This is a genomic window from Prochlorococcus sp. MIT 1201, assembly GCF_047303415.1.
Taxonomy (GTDB): Bacteria; Cyanobacteriota; Cyanobacteriia; order PCC-6307; family Cyanobiaceae; genus Prochlorococcus; species Prochlorococcus marinus_D.
On record NZ_CP138947.1, the window covers coordinates 504,502 to 522,943 of the forward strand.

Here is an 18,442-nt window from a genome sequence, read left to right on the forward strand (position 1 = left end):
AGGTGTCTGATCCATCAGCCCTACTCTGATGACGTTGGGTCTTCAGGATCATGGCCCCCTCCCAAGCGGCCCCTTCAAGTGGTTCGTCTTTGGCTGCAGATTCCATTGCAAGTGGGTCTTGGAGGCAAAGGTTCTTTAAGGCTCCCTGGCGGAGCTGGTTGATGATTTTTGCCAGCCTCCTTGGCTGTCAGGCGGTTTCGGCAAGTGGGCTGCTGTCTCCATCTGTGGTGGTTCTGTTGCCAAAGGGCTCTGCTGTAGAAGGTGCCAATGAGATCTTCCTCAAGGGCTTCCAGTTGGGAGAGGAGAAGGTAAGAGGTTGCGGTCTTTCGCTGGCGTCTGTGAAGTTGCGTCTTCTCAATCTGGATGATGATCCTGCTGTGGCTTTGTCAGGTAACCCGCGGTTGAAGTTGGTCGTGGCGCCTCCTGCTGCGGATCTTCGTGCTTTTTCTGCTCTGGCGTCTAAGCGCAATCTCAGTGTGGTGTTGCCTTATCAGCGGGGCGCTTCGTTACGAAGTCTTGGTGAGCTGGATGCACGTTCACGCCTGTGGTTCTTGGTGGCACCTGTTCGCGATGATCATCAGGCCATGGCTCAGCGAGTGATGGAGCAGGGTTGGCGCCGCGTCATGGTGGTGCGAGATCCATCTGAGCTTGGTGTTGCTGCAGCGAAATCTTTTATTGAAGCCTTTGAAATCCTTGGGGGGAGGGTGGAGAGCTACGAGCCCGAGTTGGTGCAGAGCGTGAATCCTGACGATGGCGAACGACTTAAGCGTTTGCAGCAGGACCTGGTCTGGCTAGGACCTGATGCTCTTGTCTTGGCGTCTCGCCCATCAGGTCCTCTTGCGCAGGCTTTGAAAAAGGCGCAGATGGATGGATCGCTTGGACGGGGACCACAACATCCAGCCTGGGTATGGCTTGCATCATCGGATTTGGCGAGTGATATCGGTCCAGAAGCCTGGGAGCAGCTCTTGTTGAAGCAATCCTCACGGGGGCCTGGTTGGCAGAAATTTTCTGAATCGTTTGAGCAGCATTGGGGGCAGGCGCCCGATTTGTTGGCCGCTGCTGGCTTTGATACTGCTCGAATAATTGCGCTGTCAACGATGTCTGCTTCTCTAGCTTCTGCAGAGGGAAGCGCTGATCCTCTTGGATGGGTTGATGCAGAAAGTGAACCCCAGCCTCTTTGCAAAGCTTTGCGCTTGCGGCTCGAAGGCAAACAAGTGCGTTTGGAGGGTGCCGCTAGCAGTTTTGCTTTGCGAGCAGGACAGACACCTTCTGGGACAACAGTTTTTACACGAGTTTCTGCTTTGGGGCCTGACTGAGGCAGAACTCGAATCTGCTGGGATTGAATCAGGATTGGATGGAGCTGATGCGCTTTACGTGTGAGGTGATGACGTGTTGCGGTTGAGTGAGTTGAAGCTTCCCCTTGATCATTCGCCAGAGGCGATCGAAGCAGTCATCCTTAAGCGGTTGCGTATTCCGCCTTCCCAGCTCATCAATCACAGGCTGGTGAAACGAAGTATTGACGCTCGACATCATGAGCGGATCCAGTTCATCTACAGCGCGGATGTGAAGGTTCGAGGGGAAGCAGCTCTGTTGAAACGCCACGCAGGCAATCAAAAGATTCGTAAGGCTCCAGACACCCGCTATTACCCAGTTGCGCAGGCGCCAACAGATTTCCCTCAAGTAGAAACGCAGCGGCCGGTTGTGGTGGGTGCAGGCCCTTGTGGTTACTTCGCAGCTCTGCTTCTGGCACAGATGGGTTTCAAGCCTTTGCTGTTGGAGCGCGGTCAGTCGATCAAAAAGCGCACGCTAGAAACCTTTGCTTTCTGGAGGGGACAGCGGCCTTTCAATCCTGATTCCAATGCCCAATTCGGTGAAGGTGGGGCGGGGACTTTCTCAGACGGAAAGCTTTATAGCCAGGTGAGTGACCCTGAACACTATGGGCGCAAGGTGCTTGAAGAATTGGTGGCCAGTGGAGCCAATCCAGAGATCCTTACGGTGCACCGACCTCACATTGGCACCTACAAATTGGCCACGGTGGTGCGTGGAATGCGCGCCAGAATTGAGGAGCTTGGTGGTGAGATTCGATTTGAGACTCGAGTTGATGAATTGCTGCTGCGGCGAGATTTAGATCATTCACGCACTGGCAAGCCTTTGCAGGTGGTAGGGCTGAAGCTTGCCGATGGCAGCACAATTAGCAGTCGGCATGTGTTATTTGCCCTGGGTCATTCAGCCCGGGACAGCTTCGCCATGTTGGAAAGGGTTGGCGTGAAGCTTGAGGCCAAGCCCTTTTCTGTAGGACTCCGCATCGAACACCCCCAGCCTCTGATCGATCGCGCGCGCTGGGGTCCAATGGTGGGTCATCCACAACTCGGCCATGCGGAATACAAGTTGGTTCATCACGCTCGTAATGGCCGCTCTGTCTATAGCTTCTGCATGTGTCCGGGGGGAGTTGTGGTGGGTGCTACATCGCAAGCAGATTGCGTGGTTACCAATGGCATGAGTCAACACACGCGCAATGAACGCAATGCCAACAGTGCCTTGGTTGTGAATTTGGAGCATCAGGATTTGTGCAGTTATGAGCGTTGGCCAGGAGATCCTTTGGCAGGAGTGGCCTTGCAGCGGGACTTGGAACGAAGGGCTTTTCAGCTTGGAGGGGGTGGATATTGCGCCCCTGCTCAGCGCCAGGAGGATTTCCTGGCGGGCAGGCCTACAACTTGCCTCGGTGAGGTGATTCCCTCTTATCTGCCAGGGATCACGTTGGTTGACCTCAAACAGATGTTGCCGGCTCCGTTGATTGAGGCTTTAAGAGAGGCCTTGCCGGCCTTCGCTAGGCGTTTACCAGGCTATGAGCATCCTGATGCTGTACTCACTGGGGTTGAGACCCGTACCTCATCGCCTGTGCGTATTCCCAGGGATAACTCCTTTGAGTCGCTTAACACCACTGGGCTGATTCCTGCTGGAGAAGGGGCTGGTTATGCCGGAGGCATCCTTTCGGCTGGCATTGATGGGATTAGGGCTGCAGAAGCCCTGGCGAAACAGCTTGTGGTTGCTCAGTCTTCAGCTTGAGCAACGATTCCACTCCACTGCACAGCTTTGATGTGGTCCCTGCGCCATGAGTAAAAGAGGCTGGGCTCTGCCACTGTGCATAGCGGGCAACTGCTGATCTGCTCGCTGCTTAACCCAGCTCGTTTTAGTTGTTCAGCAGCAGCTAAGCGAATGTCGAGACGCAGTCGCTGTGGCTGTTTTTCTGCATCGAGAATGCCTCGTTCTTTTAGTGCGGAGAGCCGTTTCTCCAGCTGGATTGCTGGGTTGTTTGGATCTGCTTCGAGGCTTTTGGCCACAGCTTCTGCAACATCAACTTGAATCTGATAGTTGGAACCGCTTACGGCTGGTCCTAGCGCAACAAGCAGAGTCTCGATTTTTGCTCCTCGAGATTCCAACTTTGCTAGAGCTTCCTGCAGGATTTTGGCGGCTACGCCTCGCCAGCCCACATGACATGCGGCTGCATGCCCCGTGGACTGGTCGGCAATCAGTATTGGAGTGCAGTCGGCAGTGCAGACCCAGAGACTTTGTCCACCCCTGTCGCTGACGAGGCCATCAGCCTCTGGCCAGGGTGGGCGGTTGGCTTGTGAGGCTTGGAGCACCTTGCCGCCATGAACTTGTTGGGGTCTATGAACGCTAATGCCTGCGCTTAGGTAACCAGCTAGTTGATCGGGGCCTCGATCTTGCCAGCGTCGCGTGAAGAATCCATGTTCGAAACCAGCCTTTTGTAGAAGGTCGGCCTGCAGGTAGTAGCCCCCATAGCAACCAACCCAGGTCCATCCTTTGAGTTGGTTGAAAAGGGTATCTGGAGTAGCAAGCGGGTCTTGGTTGTCAGTTTCCGTTGCCGGCCCCAGCGATGTCATGGTTGCGGCAGGTCACGCAGCATCCAGAAACCAGCAAATCGTTTTTCCTCTGGGGAGGTCTGCACAGAGATGAATTGCAGTCCGCCGGCTTGCTCTCTTGCCTCTAGGAGGCTCTGTTGAACTGCCGTGGCTGTTTTGTCATCTAAATCCGTCACCAGCCAGCGATCGTCTTGACCTGCTTCAAGCATCAGCTGCGTGCCATCGACGGCCAAGCAAACTGGTTCCAGGCCTCCAAGCCAGCCTGCTAGAGCCAAAGCACGGGTTTGACTGAACATTCGTACACCTGGCACGGGGATGTTGTCGTTGTCGTTTACTCCAACTGGGAGTAGGCCGCCGAAGCCGATTGGCCACTCTTGGGCTTCGCGTAGCAAACCTAAGGGTAGGGAGGCCCAGCTCCAGGCGTCTCCCCTTACGGCCTCAGGTAGAGGCACTGGGGGTGTTGGTATCGGAGTTGGGGGAGGAGCCAGTGGACCAGCCATGTAGCCCTCCTCAAGGGGGTAGACATCCCGTTCTCGCTCGGCGAGCCAGTCGAGTAGGGCATAGGTTCTGCGGCTTGGAATGACTTCGATGCCAAGCTCTGCGGCAGCCCGTTGCACCATGGTGCGCATCGATATACGCCAACAGCGAAGCCTGAGAGGGGCCTCCCAGCCTTGTTCCTGAGAGTCTTTCAGGGCCTCTCTCAGGGCATCAGTCAGCCACAGTGAATTGACTTCTCCTGCAGGGCAGCGTTTTACCCAGCGGAATGGTGCAGTTCCTGACGGGTCCTGGGAGCTGCTAATTAACAACTCCCAACGTTTTTTGCCGTCAGATTCAAGGATTGGTCGCGAGTAGAAGTCGAGCTCCCAGTCAGTCTTAGGGTGTTGGTCTGTGATGTTGGGCGTATTGGCAGCAATCATCCTGCTGACTGTTCCTGCTGCCTAAGGACGTTACGAGCTTTGTTGGCTCGATCAGTCGCTTCAGCCATAACCTTATCTTTTTCGATTAGGAGTTCGCCCGGTTGTCCTTCCAGTAGGGCTGTGTTCAGGGCAATGCGTCCGCGACCAGGGTCCATTTCGGTGATCAAGGCTTTGACTCGATCGCCTTGGTTGAATACCTCCCGCAGGGATCTAAGACTGCCACCGGTGATCATGGATTGGTGAAGGAGGCCACTCACACCGCCTAGGTCTATGAAGAAACCGTAGGGCTTCACTGCTACGACTTGACCTTCCACGAGCTGTCCTACTTCAAGTTCAGAGAAGCGGGCGGCGGTAGCGGCCCGCTTCTCTGAAAGCACCAGCTTGCGGGTTTCTGGATTGACTTCCAGGAATGCCACACCAAGGGTTTTTCCGACAAGCGCTTCGTGATTCTCTCCATTTTGGAGCTGAGAGCGGGGGATAAATCCTCTCAGGCCTTCAAGGTCGCAGGTCACTCCACCACGGTTGAATCCATTGACCTTGACCTGGGCGACCTTGCCTTCCTTCTCCATCTGCTGCACCTTGCTCCAGCTCTTACGCAGCTCTAGAGCTCGACAGCTGATGGTGACCATCCCATCGGCATTTTGCTCTCGAGTGACGAGTACTTCGACCTCTAAACCCTTTGGGAAGCGCTCTTTGAGGTTGGTAATCACGCCAAGGCCGCATTCATTTTTGGGCATAAAGCCTGGTGCTTTCCCGCCGATGTCGACGTAAACACCATCACTTTCCAAAGCGATGACCTTGCCTGTAGCCACTTCCCCTGTGGTTCCAATTGGTTCGTTTTCATCTAGAGCAGCCAAGAAGGCGTCTTCATCGAAGTCGAAATCGTCGACACTGCGTGCTGGGTTGGATTGCCCTTCTTCGTTGCGATGATCGATGCCCTTGGGGGCCGAAGCGCCTCGGTGTGACTGATCGGCCGGACCAAGTAGATCGGCCATCGTCATGTTTTGCAGTTCGCCGAGATCAAAACGACTCTCATCTGAGGCTGCATCAGCTGAGACGGATCGATTGGGGGCGTTGCTGAGCTGGCCTGATGCTGCAGTTGCTTCGCTGCCAGGTGAAGTTATTTCGGCGGCTTCTCGCACTAGCTTGTCTTGTTCCCCACGCTTGCTGATGTGCATGACCTGCAGGGGCTTGCGAGGGGCTTCCGCTGCGGGTTTAGGGGGCTTTGGTCTATTGGGCTGCGGACTGCCTGATCCCGCCATGGGGGCCTTGGGGTCGTCGATCAAGCATTCTGACAGGCAGGGTGGGGTTCTGTTCGCAGATTGGGGCTGATGTCTATTTCTTGCAGGCGTTTTGACCATCTCAGCTGGCCAGAGGCTGCAGAGGCGGTGGGTCTGGAGGGATCCACCTTGGTTTGGCCATTCGGGGCCTGTGAACAGCATGGTCCGCATTTGCCTCTGATAACGGACGCTTTTTTCGCAGAGCGGATGTTGGTAGAGGTCCTTGAACGCTTGCCTGCTGACCTGCCGATCTGGATGTTGCCAGCCCAGTCATTGGGATTTTCTCCGGAACATGAGGCATTCCCAGGAACTCTTTCCCTTTCAGCGAACCTGATGTTTCAGCTGGTCATCGAAGTTGGTCAGCAATTGGCGGCCATGGGAGTTCGTCGTTTGCTGCTTTTCAATGCACATGGAGGCCAGATTGGCTTATTGCATGTGGCGGCTCGGCAGCTTCGTGCTCAATGCCCTGAGATGGCTGTATTGCCCTGTTTTCTCTGGAGTGGTGTGGGGGCATTAAAGGATTTGCTCCCTGAAAGTGAGCGTGAGGTAGGCCTGCATGCTGGTCTGGCTGAGACCAGCCTGATGCTGTCCATGGCGCCTGAGCTGGTAGGGCTTGATCGCCCTGTCGATGGTGACCACTACACCCCTGGCCTATCTACCACTCCGCCGATGGGTTGGAGCCTTGAGGGCCATTCTCCATGTGCTTGGCTTACGGACGATTTCAGTGAGTCCGGGGTGATCGGTGATAGTCGAGAGGCTAATGCTGCGCTAGGGAAAGCATTGGAGCAGGCTTTGGTTGATCACTGGGTTAATTTGCTGATCAGCCTGATGGGAAGCCAATGGCCTCCGGTGAGAGAACCAGAATGCTTGTGATTTAAAGGGCGGCTTGAGTCAATTTCCCCTAGTAGAGGGTTAAAGTCTCTCGACTTACGACTTTTAAAAGATCCATGCCTACGCTAGAGATGCCTGTGGCAGCTGTTCTTGACAGCACTGTTGGATCTTCAGAAGCCCTGCCAGACTTCACTTCAGATAGTTATAAGGATGCCTACAGCAGAATCAACGCAATAGTCATTGAGGGCGAACAGGAAGCCCATGACAATTACATCGCGATTGGCACGCTGCTTCCCGATCATGTCGAAGAGCTCAAGCGGCTTGCCAAGATGGAGATGAGGCACAAGAAGGGCTTTACAGCTTGCGGCAAGAACCTTGGCGTTGAGGCTGACATGGACTTCGCAAGGGAGTTTTTTGCTCCTTTGCGTGACAACTTCCAGACAGCTTTAGAGCAGGGGAAAACACCTACCTGCTTGCTGATCCAGGCGCTCTTGATTGAAGCCTTTGCTATTTCGGCTTATCACACCTATATCCCTGTTTCTGACCCCTTTGCTCGCAAGATTACTGAAGGTGTCGTGAAGGACGAGTACACACACCTCAATTATGGCGAGGCTTGGCTCAAGGCCAATTTGGAGAGTTGCCGTGAGGAGTTGCTTGAGGCCAATCGCGAGAACCTGCCTCTGATTCGCCGGATGCTTGATCAGGTAGCAGGGGATGCTGCCGTGCTGCAGATGGATAAGGAAGATCTGATTGAAGATTTCTTAATCGCCTACCAGGAATCTCTCACTGAGATTGGCTTTAACACTCGTGAAATTACCCGTATGGCAGCGGCAGCCCTTGTGAGCTGAACTGCTGCTTATGGGCCTTCCTTTCCCCTTATATCCATTTGTGAGCAGCTTGGTCGAAGTTCAAACACTGGACCGTAAAGACCAGCATTCATGGGATTATGGTTGACTTGGACCTCGTCAGGGCTTATAGGGTGGGCTCAGTTTTTTCGTATGTCAGCACTACATGTTTGGTCTGATCGGTCATTCCACCAGTTTTGAAGATGCCAGGAAGACGGCACTTCAGATTGGCTATGACCATCTAGATGGAGACCTGGATGTTTGGTGCAGTGCTCCTCCGCAGTTTTTGGAAGAGATTGAGGTAGAAAGCCTTACAGGAAAGAAAATAGAAGGCGCTTATATCGATTCATGTTTTGTGCCAGAAATGTTGAGTCGGTTCAAAACTGCCCGTCGCAAAGTTCTCAATGCCATGGAAATGGCCCAGAAGAGAGGAATTCGGATCAGTGCCCTAGGCGGATTTACCTCAATTATTTTTGAGAACTTCAATCTTCTTAAGCATCAACATGTACGAAACACCACGCTTGAATGGGAGCGATTCACAACCGGCAACACTCATACGGCTTGGGTTATTTGCCGTCAGCTTGAGAACAATGCCCCACTTTTGGGCATTGATTTAAGCAAGGCGCGTGTAGCGGTAGTTGGTGCAACTGGCGATATAGGTAGTGCTGTTTGCCGTTGGCTTTCCTCTCGAACTGGTGTCGCTGAACTTCTTTTGGTGGCTAGACAGCAACAACCTCTTATAGATCTTCAAACTGAATTGGCTGGCGGCAGAATATTGAGTCTTGAAGAGGCCTTGCCTGAAGCTGATGTTGTGGTTTGGGTTGCCAGCATGCCTAGAACCCTGGAAATCGATATGGAGAGTTTGCGCAAGCCTTGCTTGATGATTGATGGGGGCTATCCGAAGAACCTAGATGCAAAGTTTGCTGGTAGTGGGGTGCATGTTCTCAAAGGAGGAATCGTTGAGTTCTGCAATGACATCAGCTGGGATGTTGGCTGGATTGCAGAGATGGATAAGCCTGCGAGGCAAATGTTTGCCTGTTTTGCAGAAGCAATGCTGTTGGAGTTTGAGAATTGCCACACAAACTTCAGTTGGGGGCGTAACCAGATCACCCTTGAGAAAATGGATTTTATCGGCATGGCGTCTTTGCGTCATGGTTTTTCAAGCCTCAATCTCAATCACCAACTTCAGGCTGCAGCAGCCTGAACCTTGTTTCCGGATCTTCTCTTGTTATGGCTCGTCGTTATCTGTTTGAGTTCGAAAAGCCATTGGTAGAACTAGAGCAGCAGATTGAGCAGATCCGAGAGCTTGCACGCGATTCCGAAGTCGATGTCAGTCAGCAGTTGCTCCAGTTAGAAACTTTGGCGGCTCGTAGACGGGAGGAAATTTTTCAAGCTCTTACACCGGCCGAAAAAATACAAGTCGCGCGACATCCTCACCGGCCGAGCACTTTGGATTTTATCCAAATGTTTTGCGACGACTGGGTTGAGTTGCATGGTGACCGTCGTGGTAGCGACGACCAGGCGTTGGTTGGTGGTGTGGGCCGTATTGGTAAACGCTCTGTGCTGCTGATCGGACATCAAAAGGGCAGGGATACAAAAGAAAATGTGGCTAGAAACTTTGGGATGGCTACGCCTGGTGGTTACCGCAAGGCTCTTCGTCTGATGGATCATGCCGATCGTTTTCGTTTACCCATCCTCACTTTCATCGATACGCCGGGTGCATATGCAGGCCTGCTTGCCGAGGAGCAGGGGCAAGGTGAAGCCATTGCAGTCAACTTGCGTGAAATGTTCCGTTTGCGCGTGCCTGTGATTGCCACGGTGATTGGTGAAGGAGGCTCGGGTGGCGCTCTTGGAATTGGCGTAGCTGATCGTTTGCTCATGTTTGAGCACAGCGTCTACACCGTGGCCAGTCCGGAAGCCTGTGCTTCGATTCTTTGGAGAGATGCCGCCAAAGCTCCTGAGGCAGCTGCTGCTTTGAAGATCACTGGTCCAGACCTCCTTAACTTAGGAGTGGTGGATGAAGTGCTGCCAGAACCAGCTGGAGGCAACAACTGGGCCCCTCTTCAGGCGGGAGAGGTGCTCAGAGAGGCTATCGAGCGGCACCTCGATGAGCTTCTTGGTTTAAAGGTTAATCAGCTTCGCGAAGCGCGGTATCGAAAATTCCGGGCTATGGGTCGTGTTCTCGATCTAAGCTCGTCGGAAACCGGCTTGCCTGCCTAGGGTTATTGGGGTTGCATTCGCTCCTTGCCTACTGCCCTGATCACTGGAGCGTCCCGCGGTATCGGAGAAGCAGCTGCGAGGTTGTTTGCCAATTCCGGTTGGGATTTGATGTTGGTAGCCCGCAGCCAAGATGCACTTCAGGCACTTTCCCAAGAGCTAAAAAGTACAGGCCAGAATGTTCTTTTTAAATCAATCGATTTGGCTGATCCAGAAGCCATCGCTCCTGGTATCGAGGATTTGCTTGGACGGGGACATTCCCCATCAGTGTTGATCAACAATGCTGGGGCGGCTTGGACAGGGGATCTTCTATCCATGCCTTTGAAGCGTTGGCAATGGTTGCTTCAGATGAATCTCACTAGTGTCTTCCAGTTGTGTTCTGTTGTGGTGCCTGCGATGCGTGCTAGCGGTGGATTGGTGATCAATGTGAGCAGTCATGCCTCTCGCAATGCTTTCCCACAGTGGGGTGCATACTGCACCACCAAGGCAGCATTGGCTACTTTTACTAGTTGCTTGGCGGCGGAGGAGCGCAATCATGGGATACGTGCTTGCACCCTTACGCTTGGTTCGGTCAATACCCCTCTTTGGGATACTGAAACCGTGCAAAGTAGCTTCGACCGTGACGCCATGCTTTCTGTTGAGCAGGCTGCCACTGCCCTTCTTCACTTGGCCCAACAGCCACCATCACAGGTGATTGAAGATCTAACTCTGATGCCAGCCACTGGCGCCTTTTGAACCAGCCTTTAATGACTTCTCTCATCCCAGCATCATCTAAAGACCTAGGTCAGCAACGCAATAGCTTGCCTGGGAATGGTCAGTCAAAAAATGAAAACAAGATCTCTGAACGTATACGTGCCCGCCTTGTTGCAGAAGATGTTTCCTTCCTCGCTAACGACAATATTGCAGAACATATTCAACCTGGAGAGTTGAAGGAACTTGAAGTAGAAGTTGCCGATCGCGTGCGAGAACTGCTCCAAAGCCTAGTGATTGATATTGATAATGACCACAACACACAAGAGACTGCCGAGCGGGTTGCTCGCATGTATTTAAATGAAGTATTTAAAGGCCGATTCTATAAGCAGCCAGATGTTACTAGCTTTCCAAATACAAAAGATTTAGATGAAATTTATACTGTTGGCCCCATAACTGTTCGTTCTGCTTGCTCTCATCATTTGGTTCCTATTCTTGGTAACTGTTGGATTGGCATTAAGCCAGGCAGTCGTGTAATTGGGCTCTCAAAATTTGCAAGAGTGGCTGACTGGGTCTTCTCGCGGCCACATATTCAAGAAGAGGCTGTGATGATTCTTGCTGATGAAATAGAGCGTTTATGTGAGCCTAAGGGTTTAGGAATAATAGTAAAAGCGCAGCACTATTGTATGAAATGGCGAGGAGTGAAAGAGCCAAGTACCAGCATGGTCAATTCTGTTGTTAGAGGCGTTTTTCGTCATGATCCTAGTCTTAAGCAGGAATTCTTCGAGCTTGTTCGTCAGCAGGAGTCCACGCTAGCAACTTAAAAGTTTTTCCTAGGTCTTTTAGAGGTATAAGGCTTAACGATGGCCATGTCTGATTAACATGTGTGTATCGACTTCGCTTGTTGCTAGCCAAGTCGATGAAGCTCTGCCAAGCTAATTCTTGTATTTACAATTTAGAGGTCAATGCCTTCACCTTTGCTTGCAATGGCTCTTAATCTGAGCCCATTAGCGATTGGAGTGATTGTAGTTGCAACTGTCTTGGTGTTAGGCGCGAATGTTTTTTTTGGAATTCAACAAAGACAGGAACAGCTTAACGATCAAGCTAAAAAATAATTAGCAGCAACCTTCAGTTGGGGTCTTGCTCGTCTCATTGGCCAAAGTTTTGGCTAGGCATACTTTATTGATTTGATTGAAATTCTTATTGTCTATTCGCTCTTTATTATTGAAATTCAATTTCAACCCATTGAAAAAATCTGCTGCAGCTCAAATTGTTTAAGAGCTTTGATTGCATCATTGAATCTATTTTTGCTGCTGACGTACCGCTTCAACCAGGGCCTCAACCAGTTTTAGATCCTTGATCCCTGGCGAAATCTCGAGACGGCTTGAGGCGTCCAAGCCCCATGGATTCACCTGGCTCAAAAGTTCTGGAATCCACTCTGCGGAGACACCACCCGCTAACCACCAGGGCAGTTCAAAAGAGGCTTGATGCAGCCAGTTCAGGGGAAGTCGATGGCCTGTGCCACCAAGTTGTCCAGGCCTCCATGCATCGAGAAGGAGTGCGTCGACCTGGCCTGTATAGGTATGAGCAAGGGAGAGATCCTCATGGCTACGGATGCGCAGGGCTTTCCACCACTGCGTGTTCGGGTGTTGGATGCGCAGGTTTGCGCAGTGTTCTGGAGTTTCTTGGCCGTGAAGCTGGATTGCCGAAGGTGCACCTTCTCCTTGCAGGGCTTCGGATAGGTCGGTGTCATCTGGATCAGCGACCACCCAGACTCGTTGGAGTTCTGGCTTGAAGCTGTTGAGTTGAGCGAAAAGGTCTCGTCGTGGCTGTTCTGCAACAAAGCGGGGTGAGTTTGCTACGCCGATTACGCCAATTGCTTCGACACCCAGCGCTGCAATCGATTTGGCTTGGTCAATGTTGGTAAGACCGCAGATCTTCACTGCGGTGGATGTGGGAGATCCCATAGGCAAGACCATTGGCTCGAGACTTTTCTAAGATTGATTTGCTACTGGCCGCTGATCCGGCTCGATGGAGATGAAAGGGTGGGCGAAGGCTGGGAGCTGATGAAGATTCGGGGAATCCCTTTAAGGGTTCATCCCAGCTGGTTTGTGATCCTGTTGCTTTTTACTTGGATTTCACAAAACCAGGTGTCCGCTGCAGCTGAATCTTCGCTTCCAGCTTGGATCAGCTGGGGTCTGGGGTTGATCACGGCCCTGCTGTTGTTTTTGTCTGTTCTCCTGCATGAGTTAGGCCACTCTTTGGTTGCACTGCGTGAGGGGGTCAAGGTTCGCAGCATCACCCTTTTTTTCCTGGGAGGTGTTGCCAGCGTTGAGAGGGAGTGCTCGACACCGATGGCCTCTTTAAGGGTTGCTGCAGCGGGACCATTGGTCAGCTTGGTCTTGGCTGTTGCCTTGCTGACGGGAGGGGTGTATGCAGCTGATCACGTCAATCCGCTGCTTGCCAATCTCGTTGGTCAGTTGGGTGGACTCAATTTGTTGCTAGCCCTTTTTAATTTGCTGCCTGGGTTGCCTCTTGATGGAGGCTTGATCCTTAAGGCTTTGGTCTGGCAGTGGACTGGCAGTCAGAGGAAGGGTGTCCAGGTCGCCACCGCAACTGGCCGTGCCCTTTCTCTCTCGGCAATGGTGTTGGGGGGTTGGTTGCTCTTCTTTAAAGGTGGTGGGATTGGTGGGCTTTGGCTGTTGATGCTCGGTTGGTTTGGTCTCGGTGCATCTCGCTCTCAAACCCAGCTACTTGCCTTGCAGAAGGTCTTGCGTGAGCTCAACGTAGGCCAGGCGGCTGGGCGCAACTTCCGTGTGCTTGAAGATGACCAGTCGCTGCGCAGGCTTAGTCAGTTGCGTTTGTCTGGCAGCGAGGAGCAGTCTCCTCAGGAGTGGGTTTTGGTTTGTCGCTCTGGTCGATGGGTTGGTTACATGACGGACCAACCCTTAAAAGAATTGCCTGTGCAGCAATGGGATAGGCAATGCCTGGCGGATCACATGAAGCCGATATCTGAGTTGCCTTCCATTGGCGAGAAAGCCCCGTTATGGCAGGCGGTGATGGCACTAGAACAGGCTGAGGAGGGCAGGCTTCTTGTTTTTAATGTTGCTGGTCTTCCTTGCGGAACATTAGATCGAATTGACCTCTCCGAAGCTGTGCTTAAGCGTCTTGGTGTAAGGCTTCCTGCTCAGTTTCTCGAAGCTGCTCGCCGTCAGAACACCTATCCCCTGGGAATGGCACTGCCTAAAGTTGTGGAGTCGATGGTCTCGGGCGGATTGGTTGAGCAGCCTGAGGCATCCAGCAGTACTTCATAGTTCGGTGCTTTGTTGGCAACTGAGCTCCATTCATCGTTAGTGATAGGGCTCTCTTGCCAGTTCACCTCTGGCCAACAGGAGCAAAACGTTATTTGCAGGAGATGGCTCAGCTCTTGCCTGGGGATTGATGCTGGTGCGTCGCTAGGTGGTTCGCAATCGAAGACATCTCGCCAGAGTCTTTGAGGGGGATTCAGGATGATTTCGCCATGTTGAAGGAGATGACCCTGACGCCAGAATTGTGCACTGCCGATGCGTTTGTGACCCTGAGAATCCACAAGATCAGCGGCTGTGGCTGTGGCGAAGCAGTTACTCTCGTTGGCCCCCCTGGCTGGGTGATCGCCAAATTGCAAAGGTAATCCGAGCTTTTTAAAGCCCCTTATGAGCCATTGACAAGCTTGTTTATAGGCTTGTTGTCTCTGGCGGGGAGGAGAGGGCCAGATCAGTGCATAAGTGAGCCCTCCTGCATGCAGGACTGCACTACCGCCACTGGGTCGCCGAACCAGCTGTAGATCTCCTCGTTTGGCCAGGGCATTCCAGTGCTCTGGCCAGTGGCGTTGGTTGCGACCAAGGGAAAGCCATGGACCGTTCCATTGATAGAAGCGCAGTGTTGGTAGTGGTTTCACATCTGCTTGGTAAGCCTCGAGCAGCACCTCATCGAGGGCCATCTGTTCTGGGCCAGACAATTGCAAAGGGGAGATCAAGCGGCCGCGACCTGGCGAGATGGGTAGGCAGGATGCGGCTGTCGGCATAGAGCAGTGATGGTGTTGTGGGACTGGGTGGTGTTTGTGCCTTTGGGGCTGTTGGCTGGTGGTCTGGCTGGTCTGCTGGGCATTGGCGGTGGTCTGATCTTTGCGCCCCTCCTGTTGTGGATGGGGCTTAGCCCTCACCAGGCTTTAGCAACCAGTACTTTCGCCATTGTTCCTACTGCGTTGAGTGGCTCGCTGACCCACCTTTTCGCTGGAGGATTTCAGCTTCAGGCTGGATTGAGCATCGCAGTGGCCGCATTTTTGTCTTCACTGCTGTTCAGCAAGATTGGTTTAGATGTTTCTGGCTGGCTTTTGCTGACCCTTCAGGTGGGGCTCTATCTCGTGGTGGCTGCCACGATTCGTTCAGAGCCTCAGCAAGCAGGTCAGCAGCTCAAATCCACTCTTTTTTTGCCGGGTCTTGCGCTCGTTGGCGGTGTCGCAGGGTTTTCAGCAGGCTTGCTTGGTTTGGGGGGTGGTTTGTTGATGGTGCCTTTGATGGTGAATGGTTTGGCTGTTCATATTCACTTGGCGATCCGTTTAAGCACCCTGGCTGTGACATGTTCAGCGACTGCGGCCTCTTTACAGTTTCTTAGCGAGGGTCGGGGCTCTGTAGGGATTGGGCTGTTGCTCGGTGGCGTGGCGGCTCTGGCCGCTTATTGGTCAGCGTCTCGACTTCAACGGGTTTCTGGCAATCGTCTGGCATGGATGTTGAGAACACTTGTGCTGTTGCTTGCTTTTGGCACTGGCCGTCAGGCCCTGACCCTTGCGATGGGGCATTAACTATTCCTCGTGCAAGTTTCAGTGCTAAGCCTCGAGTTTCAAGAGCTCATGTTTTTTGCTGCAAGGCGTTATTGATGAGTTGATCTCAGGAACACTTTTTCTCCGAGAAAGTCGCTGCGAGAGCTTGCTCTCAAGGGGCTTTGAGAGGCGTCTTTCTGGTCAGTGGATGGTGGGGAGATTGATCGATCAATGCCATTCGACGGAGGAGTTGCCATTGATAGGTGTGACAGGCCTTTGCGAAGACTGGTCTTAGGTGCCGTTTTGCGAGGAGAATATGGATGCTTCTAGCGTTCCCCTTTCATCATGGGCATCACTGATATTGCAAATGTCGACTTGGCCGGTTTGTGCCTCGTGGTTGTTTTTCATTGCGGTGTGCTAGCTCTTCGCCTTGGCGTAACCCTTCATGAGGCTTGATTGAGGCCCTAAAACTAATTGGGTCTAGCCCCTTGGCAGTTGAGGTTTGCTGCGCTACAAGAGCTCAACCGTTGAATAAACTTGGGCTCCTCCCTGGCTAGACCCAGGTCAAAACAGAACAGCACAGCTCGGCGACGCCGTAAGCAGATGCATCCTGAGGTGATGGATGCAGTCACTATGGCGTCTACTTTGCAGCTGCAAGAGCAGCGCAGAGAGATTAATTTCAGCCTTTTGGCATTGACAATGAAGCTGGGACTGGTTTCCCTTTGTGTTGTGACTCTGGTCAAGCTCTCAATCGCTTATCAGGAACGTCTTGATCGTCATGGTGAACTTGTCGCCGTGTTGAACCTTGAATCTGCTCAGCTGAATACCCTTCAGCAACGTTTTGATCGCTTGTTCACCCTTGGAGGCGGCATTCGTCTGATGGACGAGCATGATCAGTGGATCGCCCCGAATCGCTTGAGGGTCATCTGGCGCTGAGTTTTGTTTTGCTTGCGTCGAGAGTGAAGCTCAGCGCTTAGTTTTATATCTATACCAACCTGCTGCTCTCAAGGCTGCGTCGATGGCTTCTTCTCAAGCTTCTCCAGGCACCGTCTTAATCACGGGCACGACCTCTGGCGTCGGGTTGTATGCCTGCAAGGCACTCGTCTATCGAGGCTGGCAGGTGATCACTGCAAATCGACATCCATTGCGAGCTGTTGCCGCTGCCGAGAGGGTTGGTATTCCAGCCGCTCAACTTACTCATCTAAGGATGGATTTGAGTGATCTCCAGAGCGTTCGCGATGGAGTCGAGACCCTTCTCGGCTCGCTTGAGCAGCCGCTGGATGCGCTTGTTTGTAATGCCGCGGTCTATCAGCCCAGGCTGCGCAGGCCGAAACGCTCAGCTCAGGGCTATGAGCTTTCGATGGCAACCAATCATTTCGGCCATTTCTTGCTGATTCAACTTTTGCTTGAGAACCTCGGCAAAGCAAAAGTCTTTCAATCAGCGCGTGGCTCTTATTTGTCTGCTGCCCGAGTGGTCATTCTTGGCACAGTTACTGCAAATTATAAGGAGCTTGGCGGCAAGATCCCGATTCCTGCACCGGCTGATCTGGGTAATCTTTCAGGTTTTGAACAAGGCTTTCATGCGCCTATCAGTATGGCGAGTGGCAAAAGCTTCAAGCCTGGCAAGGCATATAAAGACAGCAAGCTCTGCAACATGATCACCACGCAGGAGCTTCACCGGCGTCTACATGAACAATCAGGGATTTTATTTACCTCTCTTTATCCTGGTTGTGTTGCTGATACACCGTTATTCCGCTACACACCAAAAATCTTCCGGTTTTTGTTTCCTATATTCCAGAGGCTGATTACTGGTGGATATGTCACCCAGGCCAAGGCTGGGCAGCGGGTTGCACAGGTTGTAACTAATCCAGAGTTTGGTGTATCAGGTGTGCATTGGAGTTGGGGCAATCGTCAGAAGAAGAACCGCGAAAGTTTCCGACAGGAACTATCGGAAAGGGCGACAGATCCCATCACCGCAAAACGGGTCTGGGAATTGTCGATGAAATTGGTTGGTTTGACTTAAATAATCAAGGGCTTTGCTCCTTTTAGAGGTTAGTCAAAGCCAAGTAGGTCAAAAATTTCACGATCTTTGAGAGGTTCCGCTTCAAGAGGCTCAACATTATCGAGCATTTTTTGTGCTAGTGAAAGATATTCATTTTGACATTCCATTACCCCCTCGTCTGATGAGTCCATCTCGAAAATTGTGCATTTCTTAAGTCTTGATCTTCGTATTGCATCAACGTTTTTAAAATGAGCCATAGTTTTTAGCCCTGTCTGTTGATTGAATTTTTCTATTTGATCTAATTCGGCAGAACGATTTGCAATGACTCCGCCAAGGCGAACTTTGTAGTTCTTAGCTTTGGCGTTAATTGCAGCGACAATGCGATTCATCGCAAAAATCGAATCAAAGTCGTTAGCGGTGACGATTAAGCAGTAGTTGGCATGTTGCAAGGGTGCAGCGAAGCCGCCACAGACCACGTCTCCAAGGACATCGAAGATCACCACATCGGTGTCTTCCAGCAGGTGATGCTCTTTAAGCAGCTTTACGGTCTGCCCAGTCACGTAACCACCGCAACCGGTGCCGGCTGGAGGTCCACCACTCTCGACACACTTGACTCCATTGAAGCCTTCAAACATGAAGTCATCTGGTCGCAACTCTTCGCTATGGAAATCAACCTCTTCAAGGATGTCGATCACCGTAGGCACCATGCGATGCGTAAGCGTGAAAGTACTGTCGTGCTTGGGATCACAACCAATTTGCAGCACTCGCTTGCCGAGTTTGGAGAATGCGGCTGAAAGATTGGAGGAGGTGGTGGATTTACCAATTCCGCCTTTCCCATAGACCGCGATTACCAGGGCTCCTTCCTGAATGCGAACAGAAGCATCCTGTTGAACTTGCACACTGCCTTCACCATCGGCTGGTCGTGTCAGGGTCGTGGTCATTGAGTGATCTTGCTCAAGTTCTTATTGTTATTCAAGG

General features: G+C 52.3%; 19 protein-coding genes. 13 read left to right on the forward strand and 6 right to left on the reverse strand.

Features of this window, described 5'->3' with window-relative positions; all coding sequences use genetic code 11:
- The first annotated feature begins 50 nt into the window (after positions 1-50).
- Positions 51-1,316: an amino acid ABC transporter substrate-binding protein gene (locus SIB41_RS02405; RefSeq protein ID WP_074160848.1), complete on the forward strand. Its 1,266-nt coding sequence runs from the start codon at positions 51-53 to the stop codon at positions 1,314-1,316.
- A gap of 73 nt (positions 1,317-1,389) precedes the next feature.
- On the forward strand, positions 1,390-3,066 hold the full coding sequence (locus tag SIB41_RS02410; protein WP_413360159.1) for an NAD(P)/FAD-dependent oxidoreductase: 1,677 nt from the start codon (positions 1,390-1,392) through the stop codon (positions 3,064-3,066).
- Here SIB41_RS02410 and pgeF read toward each other — a convergent pair.
- The 3 genes from pgeF to SIB41_RS02425 are packed head-to-tail and all read right to left on the reverse strand — an operon-like array spanning position 3,051 to position 6,063.
- Positions 3,051-3,905 (reverse strand): peptidoglycan editing factor PgeF, encoded by an 855-nt coding sequence (pgeF, locus tag SIB41_RS02415; RefSeq protein ID WP_413360161.1) that lies wholly within the window; start codon positions 3,903-3,905, stop codon positions 3,051-3,053. The two genes, SIB41_RS02410 and pgeF, sit on opposite strands and share 16 nt — an antisense overlap.
- Entirely contained in the window at positions 3,902-4,801 is a 900-nt protein-coding gene (locus tag SIB41_RS02420; RefSeq protein ID WP_413360164.1) for a Tab2/Atab2 family RNA-binding protein, read from the reverse strand. Before SIB41_RS02420 ends, pgeF begins: the two co-directional genes overlap by 4 nt.
- Positions 4,798-6,063 carry a S1 RNA-binding domain-containing protein gene (locus SIB41_RS02425; RefSeq protein WP_413361334.1) on the reverse strand — a complete coding sequence of 422 codons (1,266 nt, stop codon included), beginning with the start codon at positions 6,061-6,063 and terminating at the stop codon, positions 4,798-4,800. The genes SIB41_RS02420 and SIB41_RS02425 overlap by 4 nt, the downstream gene beginning before the upstream one ends.
- Before the next feature lie 69 nt (positions 6,064-6,132).
- Between SIB41_RS02425 and SIB41_RS02430 the strand changes: the two genes are divergently transcribed.
- From SIB41_RS02430 to folE, 6 genes are all read left to right on the forward strand, one after another.
- Complete coding sequence (locus SIB41_RS02430) at positions 6,133-6,954, forward strand: creatininase family protein (protein ID WP_413360167.1); 822 nt, start codon at positions 6,133-6,135, stop codon at positions 6,952-6,954.
- Between the two features lie 74 nt (positions 6,955-7,028).
- The gene (locus SIB41_RS02435; protein ID WP_413360170.1) at positions 7,029-7,760 is read left to right on the forward strand and encodes an aldehyde oxygenase (deformylating); all 732 of its coding nucleotides are present in this window, start codon (positions 7,029-7,031) and stop codon (positions 7,758-7,760) included.
- A 163-nt stretch (positions 7,761-7,923) separates the two neighbouring features.
- Positions 7,924-8,961: a long-chain acyl-[acyl-carrier-protein] reductase gene (locus SIB41_RS02440; RefSeq protein WP_413360173.1), complete on the forward strand. Its 1,038-nt coding sequence runs from the start codon at positions 7,924-7,926 to the stop codon at positions 8,959-8,961.
- Positions 8,962-8,987: 26 nt separating this feature from the next.
- Positions 8,988-9,977 (forward strand): acetyl-CoA carboxylase carboxyltransferase subunit alpha, encoded by a 990-nt coding sequence (locus tag SIB41_RS02445; RefSeq protein ID WP_413360175.1) that lies wholly within the window; start codon positions 8,988-8,990, stop codon positions 9,975-9,977.
- Positions 9,978-10,001: 24 nt separating this feature from the next.
- Positions 10,002-10,709, forward strand: coding sequence for an SDR family oxidoreductase (locus SIB41_RS02450; RefSeq protein ID WP_413360177.1), 708 nt, complete (start codon positions 10,002-10,004; stop codon positions 10,707-10,709).
- A gap of 11 nt (positions 10,710-10,720) precedes the next feature.
- Positions 10,721-11,488: a GTP cyclohydrolase I gene (gene folE, locus SIB41_RS02455; protein WP_413360179.1), complete on the forward strand. Its 768-nt coding sequence runs from the start codon at positions 10,721-10,723 to the stop codon at positions 11,486-11,488.
- A 477-nt stretch (positions 11,489-11,965) separates the two neighbouring features.
- Here the strand turns inward: folE and SIB41_RS02460 are convergent, their stop codons facing one another.
- Positions 11,966-12,643: a phosphoribosylanthranilate isomerase gene (locus SIB41_RS02460; protein ID WP_413360181.1), complete on the reverse strand. Its 678-nt coding sequence runs from the start codon at positions 12,641-12,643 to the stop codon at positions 11,966-11,968.
- 66 nt (positions 12,644-12,709) lie between these two features.
- Between SIB41_RS02460 and SIB41_RS02465 the strand changes: the two genes are divergently transcribed.
- A complete protein-coding gene (locus tag SIB41_RS02465) occupies positions 12,710-13,978 on the forward strand; it encodes a site-2 protease family protein (RefSeq protein ID WP_063403825.1) in 1,269 nt (422 codons plus the stop codon).
- Here SIB41_RS02465 and SIB41_RS02470 read toward each other — a convergent pair.
- A complete protein-coding gene (locus SIB41_RS02470; RefSeq protein WP_413360183.1) occupies positions 13,885-14,727 on the reverse strand; it encodes a lipoate--protein ligase family protein in 843 nt (280 codons plus the stop codon). The genes SIB41_RS02465 and SIB41_RS02470 overlap by 94 nt on opposite strands.
- A gap of 9 nt (positions 14,728-14,736) precedes the next feature.
- On the opposite strand from SIB41_RS02470, the gene SIB41_RS02475 reads away from it, so the two are divergent.
- The 4 genes from SIB41_RS02475 (at position 14,737) to SIB41_RS02490 (ending at position 17,485) form a co-directional block, all read left to right on the forward strand.
- On the forward strand, positions 14,737-15,504 hold the full coding sequence (locus tag SIB41_RS02475) for a sulfite exporter TauE/SafE family protein (protein WP_413360186.1): 768 nt from the start codon (positions 14,737-14,739) through the stop codon (positions 15,502-15,504).
- A 303-nt stretch (positions 15,505-15,807) separates the two neighbouring features.
- Positions 15,808-15,918, forward strand: a complete 111-nt coding sequence (psaM, locus tag SIB41_RS02480; protein WP_011130590.1) for a photosystem I reaction center subunit XII — start codon at positions 15,808-15,810, stop codon at positions 15,916-15,918.
- A 147-nt stretch (positions 15,919-16,065) separates the two neighbouring features.
- A complete protein-coding gene (locus SIB41_RS02485) occupies positions 16,066-16,398 on the forward strand; it encodes a hypothetical protein (protein ID WP_011130589.1) in 333 nt (110 codons plus the stop codon).
- Between the two features lie 82 nt (positions 16,399-16,480).
- Positions 16,481-17,485 (forward strand): protochlorophyllide reductase, encoded by a 1,005-nt coding sequence (locus SIB41_RS02490; protein ID WP_413360189.1) that lies wholly within the window; start codon positions 16,481-16,483, stop codon positions 17,483-17,485.
- 29 nt (positions 17,486-17,514) lie between these two features.
- Here SIB41_RS02490 and bchL read toward each other — a convergent pair whose 3' ends face one another.
- Positions 17,515-18,405 carry a ferredoxin:protochlorophyllide reductase (ATP-dependent) iron-sulfur ATP-binding protein gene (bchL, locus tag SIB41_RS02495; protein ID WP_011130587.1) on the reverse strand — a complete coding sequence of 297 codons (891 nt, stop codon included), beginning with the start codon at positions 18,403-18,405 and terminating at the stop codon, positions 17,515-17,517.
- Positions 18,406-18,442: the final 37 nt, after the last annotated feature.

Coding starts and splice junctions, on each gene's coding strand:
- SIB41_RS02405 (WP_074160848.1), top strand. CDS start 51: ATGGCCCCCTCCCAAGCGGCCCCTTCAAGTGGTTCGTCTTTGGCTGCA.
- pgeF (WP_413360161.1), bottom strand. CDS start 3,905: ATGACATCGCTGGGGCCGGCAACGGAAACTGACAACCAAGACCCGCTT.
- SIB41_RS02420 (WP_413360164.1), bottom strand. CDS start 4,801: ATGATTGCTGCCAATACGCCCAACATCACAGACCAACACCCTAAGACT.
- SIB41_RS02425 (WP_413361334.1), bottom strand. CDS start 6,063: ATGGCGGGATCAGGCAGTCCGCAGCCCAATAGACCAAAGCCCCCTAAA.
- SIB41_RS02430 (WP_413360167.1), top strand. CDS start 6,133: ATGTCTATTTCTTGCAGGCGTTTTGACCATCTCAGCTGGCCAGAGGCT.
- SIB41_RS02435 (WP_413360170.1), top strand. CDS start 7,029: ATGCCTACGCTAGAGATGCCTGTGGCAGCTGTTCTTGACAGCACTGTT.
- SIB41_RS02440 (WP_413360173.1), top strand. CDS start 7,924: ATGTTTGGTCTGATCGGTCATTCCACCAGTTTTGAAGATGCCAGGAAG.
- SIB41_RS02445 (WP_413360175.1), top strand. CDS start 8,988: ATGGCTCGTCGTTATCTGTTTGAGTTCGAAAAGCCATTGGTAGAACTA.
- folE (WP_413360179.1), top strand. CDS start 10,721: ATGACTTCTCTCATCCCAGCATCATCTAAAGACCTAGGTCAGCAACGC.
- SIB41_RS02460 (WP_413360181.1), bottom strand. CDS start 12,643: ATGGTCTTGCCTATGGGATCTCCCACATCCACCGCAGTGAAGATCTGC.
- SIB41_RS02470 (WP_413360183.1), bottom strand. CDS start 14,727: ATGCCGACAGCCGCATCCTGCCTACCCATCTCGCCAGGTCGCGGCCGC.
- SIB41_RS02475 (WP_413360186.1), top strand. CDS start 14,737: ATGGTGTTGTGGGACTGGGTGGTGTTTGTGCCTTTGGGGCTGTTGGCT.
- psaM (WP_011130590.1), top strand. CDS start 15,808: ATGGGCATCACTGATATTGCAAATGTCGACTTGGCCGGTTTGTGCCTC.
- SIB41_RS02485 (WP_011130589.1), top strand. CDS start 16,066: ATGCATCCTGAGGTGATGGATGCAGTCACTATGGCGTCTACTTTGCAG.
- SIB41_RS02490 (WP_413360189.1), top strand. CDS start 16,481: ATGGCTTCTTCTCAAGCTTCTCCAGGCACCGTCTTAATCACGGGCACG.
- bchL (WP_011130587.1), bottom strand. CDS start 18,405: ATGACCACGACCCTGACACGACCAGCCGATGGTGAAGGCAGTGTGCAA.